This is a genomic window from Flavobacterium poyangense (assembly GCF_011751075.1).
In the GTDB taxonomy this organism is placed as follows: domain Bacteria; phylum Bacteroidota; class Bacteroidia; order Flavobacteriales; family Flavobacteriaceae; genus Flavobacterium; species Flavobacterium poyangense.
The window spans coordinates 85,719-106,407 of record NZ_JAALLN010000013.1 but is presented as its reverse complement, the minus strand read 5'-3'; the positions used below and the strand labels follow the sequence as shown (position 1 = coordinate 106,407).

General features: G+C 35.1%; 14 protein-coding genes. 5 read left to right on the top strand and 9 right to left on the bottom strand.

Features of this window, described 5'->3' with window-relative positions; genetic code table 11:
• The first annotated feature begins 81 nt into the window (after positions 1–81).
• The 3 genes from G3A47_RS17560 to G3A47_RS17550 all read left to right on the top strand — a co-directional run bounded on the left by G3A47_RS17560 (position 82) and on the right by G3A47_RS17550 (position 3,075).
• A complete protein-coding gene (locus G3A47_RS17560) occupies positions 82–1,548 on the top strand; it encodes a serine hydrolase (RefSeq protein WP_166924732.1) in 1,467 nt (488 codons plus the stop codon).
• A 125-nt stretch (positions 1,549–1,673) separates the two neighbouring features.
• Positions 1,674–2,090, top strand: coding sequence for a DUF6157 family protein (locus G3A47_RS17555; RefSeq protein ID WP_166924730.1), 417 nt, complete (start codon positions 1,674–1,676; stop codon positions 2,088–2,090).
• A 532-nt stretch (positions 2,091–2,622) separates the two neighbouring features.
• On the top strand, positions 2,623–3,075 hold the full coding sequence (locus G3A47_RS17550) for a hypothetical protein (RefSeq protein WP_166924728.1): 453 nt from the start codon (positions 2,623–2,625) through the stop codon (positions 3,073–3,075).
• A 159-nt stretch (positions 3,076–3,234) separates the two neighbouring features.
• Here G3A47_RS17550 and G3A47_RS17545 read toward each other — a convergent pair whose 3' ends face one another.
• Complete coding sequence (locus G3A47_RS17545) at positions 3,235–5,622, bottom strand: penicillin acylase family protein (RefSeq protein WP_166924726.1); 2,388 nt, start codon at positions 5,620–5,622, stop codon at positions 3,235–3,237.
• 119 nt (positions 5,623–5,741) lie between these two features.
• On the opposite strand from G3A47_RS17545, the gene G3A47_RS17540 reads away from it, so the two are divergent.
• Together G3A47_RS17540 and G3A47_RS17535 are read left to right on the top strand one after the other, a co-directional pair.
• On the top strand, positions 5,742–7,298 hold the full coding sequence (locus G3A47_RS17540; protein ID WP_166924724.1) for a hypothetical protein: 1,557 nt from the start codon (positions 5,742–5,744) through the stop codon (positions 7,296–7,298).
• A 94-nt stretch (positions 7,299–7,392) separates the two neighbouring features.
• Complete coding sequence (locus tag G3A47_RS17535; RefSeq protein ID WP_166924722.1) at positions 7,393–9,198, top strand: hypothetical protein; 1,806 nt, start codon at positions 7,393–7,395, stop codon at positions 9,196–9,198.
• A gap of 279 nt (positions 9,199–9,477) precedes the next feature.
• On the opposite strand, the gene G3A47_RS17530 is transcribed toward G3A47_RS17535, so the two are convergent.
• The 8 genes from G3A47_RS17530 to G3A47_RS17495 form a co-directional block, all read right to left on the bottom strand.
• Positions 9,478–9,921 (bottom strand): glycine zipper family protein, encoded by a 444-nt coding sequence (locus tag G3A47_RS17530; protein ID WP_166924720.1) that lies wholly within the window; start codon positions 9,919–9,921, stop codon positions 9,478–9,480.
• A gap of 98 nt (positions 9,922–10,019) precedes the next feature.
• Positions 10,020–11,300, bottom strand: coding sequence for a kynureninase (gene kynU / locus G3A47_RS17525; RefSeq protein WP_166924718.1), 1,281 nt, complete (start codon positions 11,298–11,300; stop codon positions 10,020–10,022).
• Positions 11,301–11,523: 223 nt separating this feature from the next.
• A complete protein-coding gene (gene queA, locus G3A47_RS17520; protein ID WP_166924716.1) occupies positions 11,524–12,573 on the bottom strand; it encodes a tRNA preQ1(34) S-adenosylmethionine ribosyltransferase-isomerase QueA in 1,050 nt (349 codons plus the stop codon).
• A gap of 508 nt (positions 12,574–13,081) precedes the next feature.
• Entirely contained in the window at positions 13,082–14,305 is a 1,224-nt protein-coding gene (aroA, locus tag G3A47_RS17515; protein ID WP_166924714.1) for a 3-phosphoshikimate 1-carboxyvinyltransferase, read from the bottom strand.
• Positions 14,306–14,385: 80 nt separating this feature from the next.
• Positions 14,386–14,712, bottom strand: coding sequence for a nucleotide pyrophosphohydrolase (locus G3A47_RS17510; RefSeq protein WP_099709668.1), 327 nt, complete (start codon positions 14,710–14,712; stop codon positions 14,386–14,388).
• A 2-nt stretch (positions 14,713–14,714) separates the two neighbouring features.
• Positions 14,715–16,706 carry a DUF3857 domain-containing protein gene (locus G3A47_RS17505; RefSeq protein ID WP_166924712.1) on the bottom strand — a complete coding sequence of 664 codons (1,992 nt, stop codon included), beginning with the start codon at positions 16,704–16,706 and terminating at the stop codon, positions 14,715–14,717.
• 2 nt (positions 16,707–16,708) lie between these two features.
• Positions 16,709–18,679, bottom strand: a complete 1,971-nt coding sequence (locus G3A47_RS17500; RefSeq protein ID WP_166924710.1) for a DUF3857 and transglutaminase domain-containing protein — start codon at positions 18,677–18,679, stop codon at positions 16,709–16,711.
• Between the two features lie 2 nt (positions 18,680–18,681).
• Positions 18,682–20,685, bottom strand: coding sequence for a DUF3857 domain-containing protein (locus tag G3A47_RS17495; protein WP_166924708.1), 2,004 nt, complete (start codon positions 20,683–20,685; stop codon positions 18,682–18,684).
• Positions 20,686–20,689: the final 4 nt, after the last annotated feature.

Sequence of the window (20,689 nt, the reverse complement as noted above, 5' to 3'; positions counted from 1 at the left end):
AAATACTAAAACTGTCGTCTAACGAATTGGTACACAGGAATACATTTATTTACTATTTTTAAGCACTAACCATCAATCACTATGAAAAATCAATTCAACCGATCTTTACAAAAAACGCTTGTCATTTGCTTTATTGCACTTTCCACGTCAACCCTTTCTTTTGCACAAGATAAGGCAAAAAAAATAGACCAACTGATGAGTCTATACAATCAATACGGTCAATTTAACGGATCTGTATTGATTGCGGAACACGGGAAAGTCCTCTTCAAAAAAGGATATGGCCAAGCCAATATGGAATGGAATATTCCGAATGAGCCCGATACTAAATTCAGATTGGGTTCAATCAGCAAACAATTTACTGCTTTCTTAATTGTAAAACTGGCACAAGACGGCAAGATAAAACTCGATGCCCCAATCACCACTTATTTACCGGATTACCCAAAAGCAACCGGAGACAAAGTGACGATACATCATTTGCTTACGCATACATCGGGAATTCCGAATTATACTTCGGTTCCCCGATTCCTGCAGGAAAAAAGCAGAGAACCCTATACGCCGCAAGAATTTATAAAAACATTTGAAAATCTACCACTTGAGTTTACTCCGGGTGAAAGATTCAGATACAGCAATTCCGGTTATTTCTTATTGGGCTATATTATTGAAAAAATTACCGGAAAAACCTATGAGCAGTATTTACAGGAAACAATTCTGACTCCTTTAAAAATGGCAAATACAGGTTATGACCACAACGAAACAATCTTGAAAAAGAGAGCAGCAGGTTACGAAAAAAGAGGTACAAAACTTATTAATTCTCCTTATCTGGACATGAGCATCCCTTATGCAGCGGGTTCTTTATACTCAACTGTCGAGGATTTATATCTTTGGGATCAATCGCTTTACACCAATAAATTACTATCAGCCGCTTCTATGGAGCTACTTTACAAGCCTTATATCAATGCAGGAGGTGAGTCTTACGGTTACGGATGGTTTATTGATGAAGCTTCTAACGGTGACAAAGCCAAGCTAAAAGTAATCGAGCACGGTGGAGGAATCAATGGATTTAATACCGTAATATCCCGTGTTCCTGCAGACAAAAATCTGGTTGTTTTATTGAATAACACAGGGGGAACAGTATTAGGTGAAATGAATACTGCTATCAGAGCTATTTTATACAATCTGCCTTATGAGCAACCGAAAAAATCGATGGCTACTGAACTATTGGAAGTTTTTAATACGAAAGGACTAACGGCCGGAGTTGATACCTACAAAAAACTAAAAACAGATCCGACGTATCGTATTAAAGAAGGAGATATGAATGATTTAGCATATCAATTATTACAATCCGGAAAAACAAAAGAAGCAATAGAAATGTTTAAAATCAATGTGGAAGCTTTTCCTAAAGTTGGAAATGTCTATGACAGTTTAGGCGAGGCTTATTTGAAAGACGGAAATACCAAGTTAGCAATCGAAAATTACACCAAATCTGTTGAACTAGATCCTACAAATGAAAATGGGAAAAAGGTTTTAGAAGAAATTTTAAAGAAATAACAAAACCATAATTGTTAGTTAGCGAACTCCGATAGTATAGATTAGCGTCTCTATTGTCGGAGTTTTTAGTTGAAAATCATTATTTTAGCGTAATTCTTTTCTTACTCCTTATATAACTCGACCAGATGAAAGTTCACACAACAAATTACGAGAATACTTTTATTGAAGTGGCGGAAGACTGTCCTGCTGTTAGTGGTGAAATCCCAAAACAAAAAGGCGAAGCAAAAACTATTGCTACTATTACGTTTGACATGATTCGCAATGATCCTTATAAATATTCTTCAGATGATGTTTTGTTTCAGGTTTTTGCAGACAAAAATGATTTAACCCGATCTGAATATGATGAAGCTCGTAAAAAATTCTTTTCGAAAGGACAAGCCTGTCTTCGTGCTTCCCCTTTGACCAAACGTTATGGCTGGGGCATTCATAATAATGAAAAAGGAAAAGTTGCGCTTTACGGCATGGAGACAGAAGAGTACCAAAAATTCTCCAAAGATCAAAATCTAAAAATCGTAAAAGCCATGCGGACCTCCCGAAAATAACACAAAAAGACCAAAACAAAATCTTCGCGAGTATTGCGTTTGTTTAACCGCAAGGGGCACAAAGGTTTTGCGGGCCCCTATGTTTGCAGTGAAATTTTTTCACGCAGATCTGGCAGATTTATTCAGATTATTTTTATATGAGCACAAAACAAATATCAGCTTAATCTGCCAGATCTGCGTGCAAAAAACTTTGCTTTGTGTTAATACTTTGCGGACTTTGCGATAAAAACTAACAAAAATCCTTGCGCTCCTTGCGGTTAAACAAACTGTACAATCTTGACAGAAGAACAAGTCTTTATAAAAAACCTCCCGTTTTAACTGAAGGCAATTCATAATATTAATCATCACTGCATAAAGAAAGATTCTTTTTCTTTTTACAATCACTTAAAAATTAAATTCAGGTTTTAAAGTGCTTTTTCTATCAAATATTTAAATCAAAAAACACTATTTTAGCGTGCCCAAAAAAATCTTATAACCCCAAATCAACCTCATTTACAACTGTAAAAGTAGTATCTGATTTTAAAAACAACCTATGAAAAATTTAAAAAAACACGCTCTTTCGGTTTTAGTATTTTTATTGTTTACACCCGTGATTTGCCAGTCTCAAACCTCTTCTAACACTGTGCCAATGCCATCACAACAGAACACGATCATCATCAACCGAATTATTGAAGCTACCCACTACAAGACTTATTTTGTTGATTATTGTTTGAACAAAATAAATGAAACCGCTTCTAAAGAAAAATGGAACGAGCAAAAAACCGTCGAAATATCAGAAACCATCAATTTTAAAAACTTTAGAGACGCTGTTTATAATATGTTTGCGTTTTATAATGAAGTAGAGCTTGAAACCTTACTAAAAACATACGAAAAAGACAACGTCTACCAAAACACAAACGTAATGACAACAAACAAAGTACTGCTTAATAATCTTGATATTTATACCCGGGATATTGTTAAGGGAAAATATTTAATGGTTAAGTAAAAAAACCGAGGGTAAAAGTTTTGGAGCTTTTACCCTCGGTTTTTTTAGGTGCAGAGCGACAAAGGTGCAAAGGGACAGAGGTTATAGCTTGAGAATATAGCCAGTCCTTTTTACTTTTTACTTTTTACTTTTTACTTTTCACATCTCCCAACTCACTTTCTACTTCCCCGGCTTTAAAACCAACTTGGTTGACGTTTTTTCAATTTCCTCTTTGTTCAGTTTCATTTTTCTAAACTTTCCGGCATTGTACATTTCTGCCTGATCGCTGTAATGTTTACTGAACGGGTTTCCTGATTGTCCGGTTGGTAGGATGCTCCAACTGTTTTCTATATCAGAGAAATCAACAACTCTTCTTGTAGACGGGCCTCCTTTTACATGGTATTGCCCCTCCATATTATATCCAAAGAACAGATTATTAATTACCTCATTGGTTCCCGGTGAGGCAAAAGGACCAACATTAAATAGTTTTCGTAATGCCGCTACTTTTCCTAACGGGTGTTCGTGTTCAACGGTATGTACCTTAGACCAGTTCCAATCGGAGACCTTATTTCCTAATTGCTTTTGAAGTGAGGCTATGGCATCATGAAACGATTTTGAGACAATCACACTTCTGGTTTCTTTTACCTTTTGCGTTTTGATATTATCCCACCAAACCGAATTTTCATTTACAATTTGTCTGGCAATAATCTGTTTTCCGATATGTGTCCCTAAAAACAAATCAAAATTATCCTTGCCCATTTCGTCTTCAAAAGTGTTTTTAAGGTAGAGATAAACCCATTTATTGTAAATCGTTGGCGCAACGTCTTCAAGATTACTCGTTCCTTTCCATGATTTTAGAATCGCAATTGCTTCTTTCTCCACTGCTGAGATCTTACTGTTATCCAAACTCGCAATTAAATTCTGAATGGTACCGGGTGCAATTGGAGAAGTATTATCGTAAATCATTTTGCTAATCGCTTCTTTATCCCAATCCGATTTTGAGTCCATTAACTGTGAGATTCTTTTAGCACGATCTTCCGGCAGATAATAGCCCGGATACAGATAACCGTCAATTGCTTCAGGCTGATTGTTTGCGGAATACACATACCCCCATTTTGGATTTTCGGAAGACGGGTTTTTCTCAAAATCCAAATATTCTGTAATATCGTCATTTCCGCTGGCACCGTCCAGAATAAAAAACGAACTAACACCTTTATTGTGTTTATATAATTTTCCTGTTGCCCACCAGGCCACATTTCCTTTAGCATCGCCATACATTACATTCAATCCCGGTGCTGCAATTAACTTTACCGATTTTCTAAAATCATCTTTGTTTTTAGCATGCGAAATTCCGTAAACCGCATCCAAAATCTGAATCGGCTCTCGCGTATACGTCCAGGACATTGCGATCGGATTTTTTTTATCCAGATGATCCAATACATCATTCATAATTGGTCCGTGTCGACTGGATTTAACCGTGATCACAACATCGGAGGTATCTTTGACTTTGATGGTCTTCTTTCTGGTTTCGTACGCACTAAAACCTGTTGGAGTTTGATACTGATTTGCATCACCAGCTTTATTTTTCTCCTTATAAAAATCGATATCATCATTTTCAAACATGGTTAACCCGTATGCGTAATTGCGATTGTGTCCCAATAACGGGTATGGAGTTCCAGCCAAATAACAGCCATACAACTCAAAATCGGGCGCAACCAAATGAGCCTCGTACCAGGTTGAGGGCTGAGAAAATCCGATATGCGGATCATTGGCAAAAATCACTTTACCACTTTTTGTTTTATGCGGACCGGCAACCCAACTGTTACTCCCGATAAACGGTGGAATTGGCGATTTATCCAGCAAAGCCGCAACCGATTTTGCAACAGCCGTATATTCTTCAAGATTTTCTTTTGAATTTTTAAGCTGTGTGGTATTAAACTCTCCTTCGATTCCTAGCTCTTTTACATATTCAACACCATATTTATTGCGAATATTGGTCAGTAACGGATCCGTTTTCTGCGCCATTGCAAAACTAAAAGACATATATCCGAAAATATTATAAACATCTTTTATCGTAAACTTTTCTTTTTTTACACCTACCAGCGTAAACTCAATTGGTGTTACTCCTTCTTCGAGGTACTGATTAATTCCATCTAAATACGCCAACGTCAATTGATAACTCTGACTGTTTTTGTCTAATTGGGAAATCGCTTTAGCCGATGCTTCTTCGATTCCGATTCCGGAGAAAAACTTATCATTTTTAAGAGCGACGGAACCAAAAATTTCAGACAACCTTCCCGGTGCAATACGACGCAACAATTCCATTTGCCACAATCTTTCCTGGGCGTGTACATAACCCAAAGCGGTCATTGCATCTTTTTCAGAATTGGCATAAATATGAGGAACACCAAAATCATCAAAATAAACTGTGGTTTCTTTTTGCAGATTTTTTAATTCCAATTCCCCCTCGTACTTGGGTTTCAGATGAAATATATAACCACACAACCCAATTCCCAGAGCAACAATTATCACCAATAAGACCAGCAGAATTTTTTTAATTTTTCTCATATTCAAAAAAAGTATAAACAGATAGACGATTTAATAATCATGTAATTTAATAACGGAATCTTATAAAAACCATTCTTTATAAAAGTTTAAATTTATGTATTAAAGTTAACACAATAATAATGTCTATCTATAAAAAAATAACGGTCAGTATCATTTTAGTGTTTGTTTTGGCTCTTTTAGTCAATAGTGGTCTTAATTATTGGATAAAAAAACAATTGCCTATCCTTATTCATGAGAAAAACAAAACCGCCTATCATATCAATTATGAAAAAATTGACGTGGACTTACTATCCAGAACTATTCATGCATCAACTTTATTAGTTCATCCAAAAAAACAGCCTAAGGACAGCAAAAATGGGCTATACACTAAAATTGAATCGATTAGCATTAAACATTTTAACATCTGGGATCTGGTCTTTCGTGATGTTATTCAGGCCGAAAGCATTATCATAAACAAACCTCGTATTCTCTTATATAAAAAAGGTACCAAGCTTTTAAACAATAACAAGAGCATTGAGACAGAAATCATTGCTCCCTTCCGAAAAATAATAGCCGTTTCTAATGTTTATCTTAATGACGGAGCTGTTGATGTTGTTTCCTTAAATACCAACAAACCTATCCTTACCATCAAAAAAATCCTTTTAAAACTGGAAGGCATTTTGATTACGGATGCGACGCTCAAAGAAAAAATTCCGTTACACTATAAAAAATACACTTTGGTTTGCGACAGTCTTTATTACAAACCCAGCTCCTTTTATCGCATTACGGCCCGTAAAATCAGTACAGAAAATAACTTTGTAAAAATCAATACACTCTCTGTCTTGCCGGAGTATTCGAGAAAAGTCTTTGTACAAAAACTGGAAAAAGAAAAAGACATTTATACATTAAAGGTAGACTCCGCCCATATTAACAAACTGAAATGGGGTTTTAAGAACGATCGTTTTTTCTTTACTGCTTCCTCTTTGGTTGTAAACCATCTGGATGCGAACATTTATCGCAGTAAAATACCAAAAGACGATTTAAGCAAAAAACCTTTGTATAATGCTTTATTGCGAAAAATTAGATTTCCGATGAAAATCGATTCCTTACAAATCCGAAACTCAAAATTGGTTTATGAAGAAGAAATCGACTTCTCTAAAGGTCCGGGTATTTTAACTTTTGATCGTTTCAATCTTCAAACTACCGCTATCCAAAGTGGTTTTGGACTACAAAAAGCCGATGATATCAAAATTAAAATCGATTGTCAATTCATGAAAAATTCGGCTTTGCATGTTAATTGGAGTTTTAATGTCTTAGATCCTAAAGACAGTTTTCACATTCAGGGCAGCATTTCAAATTTTGATGTGGTAGCGTTGGCCAGATTTACTAAACCTTATATCAACACTTCCTTTACCGGAACTTTTAAAACTTATACTTTTAATTTTTACGGAAACGACACCAATACAACCGGAAATGCCACTTTGGTTTATGATGATTTAAAAGTAAAGCTCTTTCAAAAGAAAAATCCTGAAAAAGAAGCCAAACTCAAAACCGCTATTGTTAATCTGGTTCTGAAAAATGATTCTGATAAGGAAGCGAAAAAAGCTTCCGTTGCATTGGACCGCATTCCCGAGAAATCATTTTACAATTTTTTATGGCGTGCCATTGCTGAATCATTAAAAAAAATTCTGGTTTAGAAGTACTTCCATTTGATTTTTCTTGTAAAGATGATATTTATCAGCTTTTTAGCTAATCTTTTTTCCAACATTTGCTTTTTTAACCTAAAAGTAAATGACACCAAAAAACCTACACACTTTTCATATTCCGGTAATGGGGCTTGCTTATACTATTGACAGCCCGATTCGGGTTGCACACTATGGTATTTCATCTGTGATCTCAATTGTCGATGATGAATTAATCGAAAAAATGAGGCTTTTTTACAGCACAAAATTCAACCAGCCTTATCAGGAAATAAGCCAAAAAATTCAGGATCACCGCGCGGAACGCATCACCTCTTATCTCAATTTAGTAGATAAAATTGTAAAACAGAAATTTCAAAATTTCAAAACAGAACTGGCGGAAAGCAAAGCAGCTCTTGAAAATTTCATGGCTATGTTGCCCAATACTTCTGCCATAAAAAAAGGTTTTCAAAATTTACTTGATGATGGAATCTCTTTCAAAGACAACATTCAGAATTATATTGAATCTCATCTTTCGGCAGGTGCTATTGATGTTAACATCATGACTAAAGTAGATAAGGACAATTTTAACAAAAACACACAACTGCCGATTGAGTTTAATGATGCTCATGCCGCTTTGAGGGGTTTTGCAAACAGCAATCTTGATTCTTCTATAGTGCTGTCGGCCGGAATGAATCCGAGACTTTTTACATATTTTGAAAATTTCCCCGATTTTTATCCCGATCAGAATAATGAACTTAAAAAGAAGATTATTCTAAAAGTAAGTGATTTTCGTTCTGCGATGATTCAGGGTAATTTTTTAGCTAAAAAAGGACTTTGGGTTTCTGAATATCGCATCGAATCGGGTCTGAACTGCGGTGGGCACGCCTTTGCTACCGACGGATTGTTATTGGGACCCATTTTAGACGAATTCAGACTAAAAAAAGAACAATTAATACAATCATCCCATGAACTAATGATTAAAGCATTACAGCAAAAAAACATTCCGTATCCGGAACAGGCTTTAGCCACAAAAATTACGGTTCAGGGCGGAGTGGGAACCGCAGAAGAACATAACTTCTTATTAGATACCTATCAAATCGATTCGGTTGGTTGGGGAACTCCTTTTTTACTGGTTCCCGAAGCCACTTCTGTCGATCAGGAAACGAGGAACTTATTAATCAATGCCAAAGAGGAAGACTTGTATTTAAGTCATATTTCGCCTTTAGGAATTCCCTTCAATTCACTGAGAAGTTCAACAAACGAAATTTTAAAACAAAAACGAATTCAGGAGAACAAAGCGGGAAGTTCCTGTCCCAAACGCTTTTTGGCTTTGAGTAAAGAATATGATCCGACAGGAATTTGTACGGCCTCAAAAAAATATCAGGATATCAAACTGGCAGAACTGGAAAATTCAAAAAGCTCCATTTCTGCTTCCGTTTACGAAAAAACAAAAGCCACAATCATGGAGAAATCCTGCCTATGTGTTGGTTTGGCGAATGCCTCTTATTTAGAAAATGATATTAAAATAAAAGGACAGGCACAGGGCGTTGTAATATGTCCCGGACCCAATATGGCTTATTTTGACCAGGAAGTTACTCTGAAAGAAATGCTGCAACACATTTATGGAAATAAATCTGTTTTAAGAATTTCAAACCGTCCCAATGTATTGGTAAAAGAATTAAAAATGTATTTGGATTACCTTAGAAATGAAATTGAAAACACTACAGAAGAAGTTACCGCAAATCAATTAAAAAAATGGAATACTTTTAAATCAAATTTGTTTAAAGGCATTGAATACTATCAGGATTTACTGGAATCGACGATACATTTCAAAGCTGATTTTAAACAAATTAAAGAGCAATTTAATTTTTATAAATCAGAGCTCACAACTATTAAAGTCCCGGAACATTGCTAAAAACGGAAAGCCCCGAATTCAAATGAACTCGGGGCTTTTATATTTACGTTTAACATGATGGATGCTGCGTTCGTAAAATTATACTTAACACATAGAAACATAGATTTTGTATCTAAAAAAGGGGGCAAAGAGAAATACATTTCTATCACATAGTCAAACTATGAGGTCTTGGACTTCTCTCAAACTGACAATTGAAATTTAAAATAAGTAAAAAGCCTTTTTTCGTTTTCAAAACTATGTCCCTATGTTAAAAAAACAAGCACTCCAAGCAAATCAACTTTACTCTTTTTTCTTCTTTTGAGAATCTATAATCGCTCCCGTTCCGGCTCCAATTCCGGCTCCGGCCAATCCTCCGATTATGGCTCCCTGACCTTTTTTCTTACTCACAGCAGCTCCGGTAATAGCCCCTACTCCGGCACCAATTACAGCACCTTTTGCAGCAGAACTCCAGCCTTTTTTCTTAGCAGTCGCTGGTGCCGGTGCAGCCGTTGCTTTTGCATCGCTTTGCTGATTCACTACAACTACTTTCTGAGCTTCCGCTTTTTCCTTTTCTTTTTCCAATCTGGCCATTTCTACCTTCATGGAATCGATAACCTTTTGTTTGCTAATCTCTACTTTCATCGAATCAATACTGGCTTGTTTTGCCTTATTGAGATCCGTCTTACTCTGATTTTGGCAGGAAACAATCATCAAGGTTACAATTAGTACATATACTGTTTTCATGTTGTTGGATTTTACAATTATACCATACAAAATAAAACAGAATATGCAACCGATATGTTATAGGATTTGAGTGAAAAATTACAGAATTACATGGTTGCTTACTGTTTCGCTAAAATCCCTTTTTTAAGAATTTGTCCAAAATCATACATATCTTCATACGAACAATATAACGGTACTGGGGCTAAGCGAATTACATTGGGTTCACGCCAATCTGTTATAACGCCATTTTTCATTAAATAATCAAACAAACTTCTTCCTTCTCCATGTAAAAAAACAGACAATTGAGAAGCTCTTTCTTGAGGATTTGAAGGAGTAATAATTTCAAAAGTACTCTCAACTTCTTTATCGATCTCTTGTAAAACGAATTCCAGATAGGCAGTTATGTGATCTCGTTTGGCAATCAAAGCCTCCATTCCAACTTCGGCAAACATTTCTACGGAAGCTAAATACGGGGCTAATGAAAGTATCGGTAAATTACTAATTTGCCATCCTCCTGCACCATTAACAGGATCAAAAGTTGGCTCCATTTTAAAGCGGCGTTCTTTATTATGTCCCCACCAACCTGCAAAACGAGGCAAGTCAGGATTACTATGGTGTTTTTCATGTACAAAACAACCCGAGGCATTTCCCGGTCCCGAGTTCATGTATTTGTAACTGCACCAAGCTGCAAAATCTACATTCCAGTCGTGCAATTCTAATTTGATATTTCCGGCAGCATGCGCCAGGTCCCATCCCACTTTTGCTCCTGCTTTATGTCCGGCAGCTGTAATGGTTTTGATATCAAAAACCTGTCCGGTGTAATAATTTACTCCCCCTATTAAAACCAGAGCCAGTTCATCACCTACTTCTTCTATTTTAGCCAGAACATCTTCCAGTCGAATATTGTGTTCTCCTTCACGTCTTTTGATCTCAACGATTGCATCTTCCGGTTTGTATCCGTGAAAATGAACCTGACTTTGAAACATATACTGATCGGAAGGAAAAGCTTTTTCTTCACAAATAATTTTATAACGGGTTGCCGTTGGCTTATAAAAAGAAACCATCAACAAATGCAGATTTACAGTTAAAGTATTCATCACCGTCACTTCTGAAGGCAAAGCACCCACAATTTTACTCAATGGCTCAGCAAATCTTTCCTGATAATCCCACCATGGTTTCTCCGCATAAAAATGACCTTCAACAGCAAGCTCCGCCCAGTCGTTCATTACTTCGTCGATATAAGCTTTGGTACGTTTTGGTTGTAATCCCAACGAGTTTCCGGTAAAGTAAATTACACGTTTGTCGTTTACTTTTGGAAAAATAAATTGATCCTGATATTTATTTAAAGCATCTTGTGCGTCAAGTTGTTTCGCGAATTCGCGCGTATTTAGAAAAGTCATTGTTTTTTGTTTTGCTTGTAAAAATAGGAAAATGTTCTCTTATTTTGTTTGTTTTGTTTCAGGTTCATAAAGTGTAAGATGTGAAATGTAAGATGTGAAAAGTCAAATGTCAAAGCTGAAGCTCTTTACTTTTTACATTTCACATCTTACTTTTTACTTTTTACCACAAAACAAAAAACCCATCATTTCTGACAGGTTCTTTATAGTAATTCCGCTTTGCGGATTATAGGATTAGCATTGCATCTCCGTAAGAATAGAATTTGTATTCTTCTTTGATTGCTTCTTCGTATGCTCTTTTCATTAAATCATGACCACAGAAAGCTGAAATCATCATTAACAATGTAGATTTTGGTGTGTGAAAATTTGTAATCATACAGTTCGCAATACTAAAATCGTGAGGAGGAAAAATAAATTTATTTGTCCATCCTTCGTATGGATTTAAAGTATTTTGAGAAGAAACTGAACTTTCAATCGCACGCATTGAAGTTGTTCCAACAGCACAGATACGTTTTCTGTTTCCTTTAGCAGCGTTTACAATATCGCAAGCTTCCTGATTGATAATCAATTCTTCGGAATCCATTTTATGTTTCGATAAATCTTCCACCTCAACCGGGTTGAAAGTTCCTAAACCAACGTGTAAAGTTACTTCCGCAAAGTTTACTCCTTTGATTTCCAATTTTTTCAAAAGGTGTTTTGAGAAGTGTAAACCTGCAGTTGGTGCTGCTACAGCTCCTTCTTCTTTTGCATAAATAGTTTGGTATCTCTCAGCATCTTCAGCAGTTACTTCTCTGTTGATGTATTTTGGGATTGGAGTTTCTCCTAGTTCTGTTAGTTTATTTCTGAATTCTTCATAAGAACCATCGTATAAGAAACGTAATGTTCTACCACGAGAAGTTGTATTGTCAATTACCTCAGCTACTAACGAATCATCGTCACCAAAATAAAGTTTGTTACCAATTCTGATTTTACGGGCCGGATCAACCAAAACGTCCCAAAGACGTTGTTCCGAATTTAATTCTCTCAATAAGAAAACTTCGATTCTAGCTCCTGTTTTTTCTTTGTTTCCGTACAAACGTGCCGGGAAAACTTTAGTATTATTAAGAATCAAAACGTCCCCATCATCAAAATAATTGATAACATCTTTGAACATTTTGTGCTCTATAGTTTGTTTTTGACGGTCAATTACCATTAAACGAGACTCATCTCTGTTTTCTGCTGGAAATTCTGCTAAAAGTTCTTTCGGTAAATTAAACTGAAAATGTGATAATTTCATATTTGAATTGTTGATTTTTGAATGTAGTATTTAGATTTTTTATCTAAAATTATAAATCGAGTGCAAATATACGATTGTGAGATAGGCGTTGTCAAGTGTTTTGCTGTTTATTTTCAAAAGCCCTTGATTTACTGCCACTTTAACCCTTTTAAAAAATACTTTTTTGAACCATATAAGTCCATAGAAGTTCATTTAACAGGATTACTTTGAAAGGAATACCCCTTTTATTTGGCTACAGCTTTGGAAATCAACTCCAAAAAAAACCTCCGGTTTTCAATCGGAGGTAAATTATATGTGTTTAGCTGTTGTGTGAAATTCTATCGTGGTTTGGACGCGGATAAAAACGGATTTTTTTTATTCTTTTTTGTGAAATGCTTTAACTGTTTCTCACTAAATCGAATCCATTTTTAGCTTTTAGAACTCTCCCTTTTTATCGGTTAAACCAGAAATCGTTGTCCTTTAAAAAAACTAAAATGAACTTCTATGTACTTATATGGTTTAAAACCTTTTATAGCTCTGAAACCTCGAATTTTAATTCTTTTAAATCATTCCAAAAATCCGGGTAGGACTTTGAAACTACTTCTGCATCATCAATAATAATTGGGACTTTAAGTGCTAAAGGTGCAAATGCCATGGCCATACGATGGTCGTTGTAAGTAGCAATTTTTATATTGTGATTTATACTTTCTGAGGCGATTAAAGTCAGACTGTCGTTGGTAACTGAAATAGTTGCTCCAAGTTTTGTAAGCTCAATTCGCAACGCTTCCAATCTGTCGGTTTCTTTAATTTTTAAAGTATGAAGACCTGTTAAATGACATCCGATTCCTAAACCTAAACAAGTCACTACAATGGTTTGTGCAATGTCGGGTGTATTGTTTAATTCCAGGTTTAAAGTTTCAAGTTTAAAGTCGGGTTGTTTTTTCAAAGTCATTTTATTTCCTTCGAAAGTCGTTTGAACTCCCATTTTCTCGTAGATCGAAACCAAAGCTGAATCCCCTTGTAAACTGTCTTTTTTATAACTGCTTAAAGTAATCGATGCGGTATCTGCCAAAGCTACTAAACTAAAAAAGTAAGAAGCAGAACTCCAATCAGACTCTACTACCATTTCTTTTGAAGCAACAGCCTCTTTTGGATATACTTTGATCACATTCCCTTCAAAACTGGTTTGGATTTCTAAATCCTTTAACAACGCCAAAGTCATGTTGATGTAGGGAATAGAAGTAATTTCTCCTTCTAAAGTAAGCTCTAAACCATTTTCTAATTTTGAAGCGACTAACAAAAGTGCCGAAATATACTGGCTGCTTACATTGGCGGCCAAAGTAACTTTTGAAGCACTGACTTTTTTCCCTTTGATTCGTATTGGCGGGTATCCGACTTCTTTTTCGTATGAAATTTCAACTCCTAATTGTGCCAAAGCTTCAACTAAAATTTTTATCGGACGCTCCTGCATTCTGGCAGAACCTGTCATTACCACTTCGCGTTCTTCGTTTACAGCAAAATAGGCTGTTAAAAAACGCATCGCCGTTCCGGCATGGTGAATGTCTACAATTTCATCATTTCCAACCAAGGCTTTTTGCATTACTTCGCTGTCATCAGAGTTTGAGGTATTGGCTAAAGTAATATTCGGAAACAGGGCTTTTAACAACAACAAACGATTGGTTTCGCTCTTTGATCCTGTAACTGCTATTTGACCTTCTAAGTTTTTATGATTGGTATGTAGTAATAAATTCATTTTAGGCGTGTTGTTTTATGCATTTCCGCAAATTTATTTTAAAAAAAGGACACTCCAAAGCTTTGCCATGACTTATCACATTATTTTAATTTATCGTTGTTTTTGTGACGGTCTTTATCTCTAACCGATTTCAAATCCATTTTTTTGTCAAAAGCGGCTTGCAAATCGATACCGGTTTGATTGGCCAGACACAAAACCACAAAGACAACATCGGCCAGTTCTTCTCCTAAATCTTTATTTTTATCACTTTCCTTTTCTGATTGTTCCCCATAACGACGGGCAATAATACGGGCTACTTCACCTACTTCTTCTGTAAGTTGTGCCATATTGGTCAATTCATTAAAATAACGAACTCCGTGTTCTTTGATCCAGATATCTACGTCTAGTTGTGCGTTTTTTAAATCCATTTTTATATTTTTTTAAGAACAATTTTTTCATTCTGACTTGCGATCGCTTTCTGGAAAATATCTTTTAATCCGCTATACTGATCTGCTGCAAAAATACTATTGTTAATCTCTTTTAGACAACTAATTTGAATTTTGTTTTCTATAGCAGCGATGCTTAAAACATAAACTATTTCTTTGTTCTCTAACGAAATCCTAACCGGAGCAGGCAGTGTCTCTACTGCATAACCTGATGGGATTTCGAGGGTTATATTAATTTTTTCTTGTGTAGGGTGACCGAAATAAATCGGCATTTGTCTGTTTTCCTGATTAAAAGGATTTTTAGCTGTTGTAAAAAACAAGAGCGGATCAATAAACATCTTTCCCCCTATACCCTCGGTTTGATTTACCGACGTAAAAGAGTAGGTTTCTATAACAGGGTCATTTAAAGCTGTTTTTTTATTCTCAATTTTATAATCAGAAATTTTCAAATCTCCCAATTGCTCTTCCAGTTTCTCAAGATAACTGTCTTCACTTTTACCTGCATTTCTAATTCTAAAACTATAAGCTTCATAATCTGTCCTCTGAATCCTTACTTTTCCGGTAATTGCTCCAAGGGCATCTATTTTTGCCAAAACATTCGAACTTTCTTTAGATAATAGTTGCGGCATTAAATCGATTTCTTTTGAAGAGCCATCTTTCTTAATAAGTCTTCCTTTCCAGTTTAACACACTTAATGGCAAAATATTCGGAGAAGTGAATTTATGAGAAGCATCAAGCAAAATTTGTTTCCCTTCAATTTCCGCAGCAGCGATAACATAATTAAAGCCTGTTCTTGTCGGATAAACCGGAACTCCATTTTCTATTGTACTCACCAAAACAGGATTTACTTCTATACCGGCCAGTTTCAGCATATTAATCAAAATGAAATTAATTTCCGCTACATTTCCGGACTGGTCGACATATGCTTTCGCTATTCCTTTGTTGGTGTAACAATCATTAACCTCATTCCAATTCATTTTGTTCTGAACGAAATTAAAAATGATATTTAATCTCTCGTTTTGAGATTCGACATTGGTCAACAATCGTTTTACATCTTCTAATAAAAAATTCTTTTCATTAAGTTCTTTTCCAAAATTTTCACTTTTAAAAATATTCGTTGCCACACCTTCCCAGGTAACAGTGTAATCTTTATCGGGTGCATCAGGATAACGAATCCTTTCGAGCTCCTGCTGGATAGCACCTCTGTAATTATCGGCATTATCAACATAAGGCTCCTTGACCAAAGCCGGTATGTCTTTTCCTTTATACACGGCATCGATTTGTTGATACGAAAGCGAACTTGTTTTATTGTATTCGTCCTCAAAAGCCTGATACCCCTTAACCAGTTTCGCTGTTGTTTCTATCTGAAAACCTCCTATCAATATTGGTTTATAAACGTATACTTCGGGAATCTCTATTTTGTACTCGAAATAATTTACCGGAATACTATACTGGATCTCAAAATCAGGAAACCGCACTAAATTTTCAGATTTCAAAATGTATTTATACTCAATAATCGACCCTACTTTTACATTGGGTAATGTTATCGTTTTCTCGTTCCAATACTTGTTTACCTTTTTCTTAAAGGCTCCTTCACTATCGAGTTTTGTTTTTACAATGGCTCCTTTTTCAAGATTATACGTAACTGCATTAGAAAACTCTAGTCGGTCTTCATTCAGATTTTCGTAACCAATGTAATATCGTGCGTTTTGATCGGCCCAACTAAGACCTTCTTTTTTATAAATTTTAATTTTAAACTCATAAACATGATTGGCTACAAATCCGTTTTTTTGGTTATAAGTAAAAAATGTTCTTCCTTTTTTAAATAAAATTGCGGCGGCGGCAGTAGTATCTTTCGGGTTTACTTTTTCCTGCAATTCTGAAATGGTTACTTTACCTAACTCCTGGTTTTGGGCATTACTTTTAGAAATAGCACAAACCGTAAAAAAGACAACAACAACTAAACGTAAAATCATAACTATGCTTTTTTAAGAACAATTTTTTCATTTTGAAACTCAATTACATTCTGAAAAAATTCCTTTAACATATCATACTCTTCAGTTACAAAATGAGTTCTATTTATTTCCATCTCCGATTTAATCAGCATTCTATTTTCATCCCTGACAATGTTTAAGGTATAAACTATACCTTTATCTTCTAACATTATCCGTTTCGATTTAGGCATGGATTCAACATCATAACCTTCGGGAATTTGACAAGACAGGCTATAATTTAACTGGTCTTTAAAGTTAAAATGAATCGGCATCTGTCTGTTTTCCTGATTAAATGGATTTTTGCCATATCCAAAACCAAGCAATGGTTTCATAAATATCTTTCCTCCAATTATATCAAAAGGGCTATTTAGCACAAAATTAATTTTTTCTACAACAGCACTTGACAAATCCTCTTCTTTATTCTCAACGTTATACTCTTTGATCTCAATACCTGCAAACTCGTTTTCCAGCTTTTCCAAATAGCTATCATTTGTTTTAGCTGCATTGGTTGTTCTAAAATTAAGAGCATTATAGTCTGTTTTTTTTATTTTTAAAGTCCCTTCCAGTTTTTGTAAATCCGGAGTTATGATGACATTTAAAGTGTAACTGTTTTTTGAACTAACGGAAGGAAGCAACGAAACTTCTTTTGTAGAACCATCGCCTTTTATTAATCTGCCATTCCAGTTCAAAACATTCAATGGCAAAATATCCGGGCTGGTAAACTTATTTGTCGCATCCAACAAAATTTGTTGTCCGCCTATTTCAGCTGCAACGATAACATAATTAAAAACTGTTCGGTTAGGAAATACGGGAATTCCATTCTCTATTGTACTAACCAAAACCGGGTTTGCTTCTATATTAGCCGATCTTAGCATACTGATTAACATAAAATTTATTTCAGCTACATTTCCTGTTTTTTCTTCGTATGCTTTTTTTACGCCTTTATCTACATAATACCCTTTCATTTTGTTCCAGTTCATTCTGGTTTGGACAAACTTGAAAATAGCATTCAGACGCTCTTTGGGATCAGTTGCACCTTGCAAAACATTTTTTAAATCTGCTGAGAAAAAATCTTTTTCCGACAGTTCTTTACCAAAATCGTCTTCTTTATAAATAGTGGCCGCTACTCCTTCCCAGGTTTTTGTATAATTAACAACCGGCATATCCGGAAATCTCTTTAACTCTAATTCGTTTTGTATAGAGCCTTTGTAATTATCGATATTATCTACAAATTCTTCTTCCTTAAGTGCCGGGATATCTTTAGCCGTATACGAGCTGTTAATTTGCCTGTAATTATTGGCGTATACTTGTCTAATTTGAGCAAATTCTGAACTCATTTCTGGTTTTATAAAACCTTTGAGCAGTGTTTTATAGAGAAAGAATTCCGGAATTTCCGTTTTATACTCAAAATAATTTACCGGGATTTCATATTGAAAATCAAAATCAGGAAGACGACTTACATTCTCTGATTTTAAAGTATACTTGAATTCTATAACCGAACCAACTTTCACATTGGGTAAAGTAATAGTTGCAACATTCCAAAATTTATTTATCTTATTTTTAAAACTACCCTCACTATCTAGCTTTGTTTTTACAATTGCTCCATTTTCAAGATTGTAGGTTACAGCCTTAGAAAATGCAACTTTATCATCTTTCAGATTTTCGTAACCCACATAATAAGATACTCTTTGATTCGCCCAGCTTAAACCTTCTTTTTTGTAAATTTTTATTCTAAATTCATACACATGATTTGTAGTAAAACCACTTTCGCTATTGTACGTAAAAAAGGTTCTCCCTTTTTTGCTTAAGATTGCAGCAATCGCACTCGTATCCTTCGGGTATGCTTTTTCCTGTAATTCCTCAATTGTTACTTTACCTAACTCATAATTCTGTGCACATACTTCAATTGAACTACAAATCACAAAAAACAAAACACCAATAACCCTCAATAACATTTTTATATTCTTTTTAAAACTACTTTTTCAGTTTCTTTAGCAATCATTGCTTTATAATATTCTTTGATCATCTCATACTTTTCAGGCGTAACAATTGCTTCATTTATCTGGTGTAACACAGACAATTGAAGCACACCACTATTTTCAGCGATGTTAAACTTAAAGGTTCCTAAATTATCTTCCATTGCGATCACTGCCGGAGCCGGTAATGTTTCTACCGCAAATCCTTCAGGAAGCTTAATCGTAATATTGAATTTATCAGCAAAAGGAAATCCAAAATCAACAGGGTACTCACGTGTTTCCTGCTTAAAAGAATTTTCAGTATTGGTGTAAAACAACATCGGATTAATATAGATTTTACCCCCAATTACTTCCGCCAGATTGTCTCCTTTGAAAGAATAAGTTTCTATAGCAGGCAATAAAATTTCTTTTTCATTTGTTCTGCTGTAGTCATTAATTTCTATTTTGTTATTTTCATTTTCAAGTTTTTCCAGATAAGCCTCTTCTTTTACTCCGGCTACTTCATTTCTATAAGCCATCGCATTATAATCTGTACATTGCCTTCTTACTTTTCCTGTAATTTTACCTTCGCCATCAATCTCATAGTTCATAAAAACGTTATCTCCTGATGGTTTTTTAGGCATTAAATCAATTGCCTCCGAAGTTCCGTCTTTACGTATTAACCTTCCCTGCCAGTTTAGCACCCTGAAAGGTAAAATATTAGGAGAGGAATTTTTACTCGTGGCATCTAATAAAATAGTTCCGTTTGGCGTTTCTACGGCAGCAATTACATAATTAAAAGCCGTTCTGTTAGGAAATAAAGCAATTCCGTTTGAACGTGTGCTTACCAAAACCGGATTTGCATTTAAACCCGAATGACGCAACATGGCAGTAAGCATTAAATTGATATCTGCAATATTTCCTGTTTTTTCTTTATAGGCTTTCTTAACTCCATTGTCACAGCTATATCCCAGATAGTCATTCCATTTTACTGAAGTTTTAACATAATCTAAAATCGCCATTATTCGCTCTTCGCTGGTAACCTTACCGTCTAAAACAACTTTTAAATCATCCTCAAAATAACCTGTCTTGTTTAACTCAGGGCCAAAATCATCATAATTATAAATCGTTTTTGCCACAGAGTTCCAATCTGTAGAAAAGGACTTCATCGGTTCGTTAGGAAATTGAACCATTGACAACTCATGCTCAACACTTGAAGTATAATTATTAATATTGTTTACATAGGACTCCTCTTTCATTGCCGGAAAATTCTCTGCTATATAGGTAGTTTGATTTTCAAAATAATCAAGCTTATCATTAGAAAAGGTAGTAGCGGCATTCGATGATCTTTCTTTATTTAAAAAAGTGATACTTTTAGTAGCTTTTTCTTTTGTTACTTTAGGAGATAAGTACCCTTTATGCCTTGCATTAAAAACATAGTACTCGGGAATAAAGGTTGAAAACTCCGAATAATTTACAGGAACAGAAGTCTGAAAATTCCAGTCTCTAATTTCCCTGAAAAGACTTCTGATTGTATATTTAAATTCTATTACAGATCCTTCTTTAACATTGGGCATTGTTATTTTTTTTCTGCTTCTGTTTTTATTTACAACCTCATCAAAAGTCCCATCGCTTTTAAGCTTTGTTTTTTCTATTTTACCCGCTACCAAATTAAATGTAACAGCATCCGAAAAGAAAACCTTTTCTCTGTTACTATTCCCGGAGTAGTACCAAACTTCCTGATTTGCAAAATCGTAAGCCTCTTTTTTATAAATCTTAATTCTCGTTTCGACTTCAGTCAAAGTAATAAACCCGTCTGTTTGATCATACTCTATTCTACTTTTTCCTTTTTTATATAAAATTGCTGCAGTAGCTGCAGAATCCGTCGGATGCACTTTTTGTTCTAATTCGGCAACGGAAACTTTTCCCATTCTAAAATCCTGAGCTGCCAGGTTAAGACAAGAAAAAAGAAAGAATACAATAATTGGTAGTTGATTAATTTTCATTTGG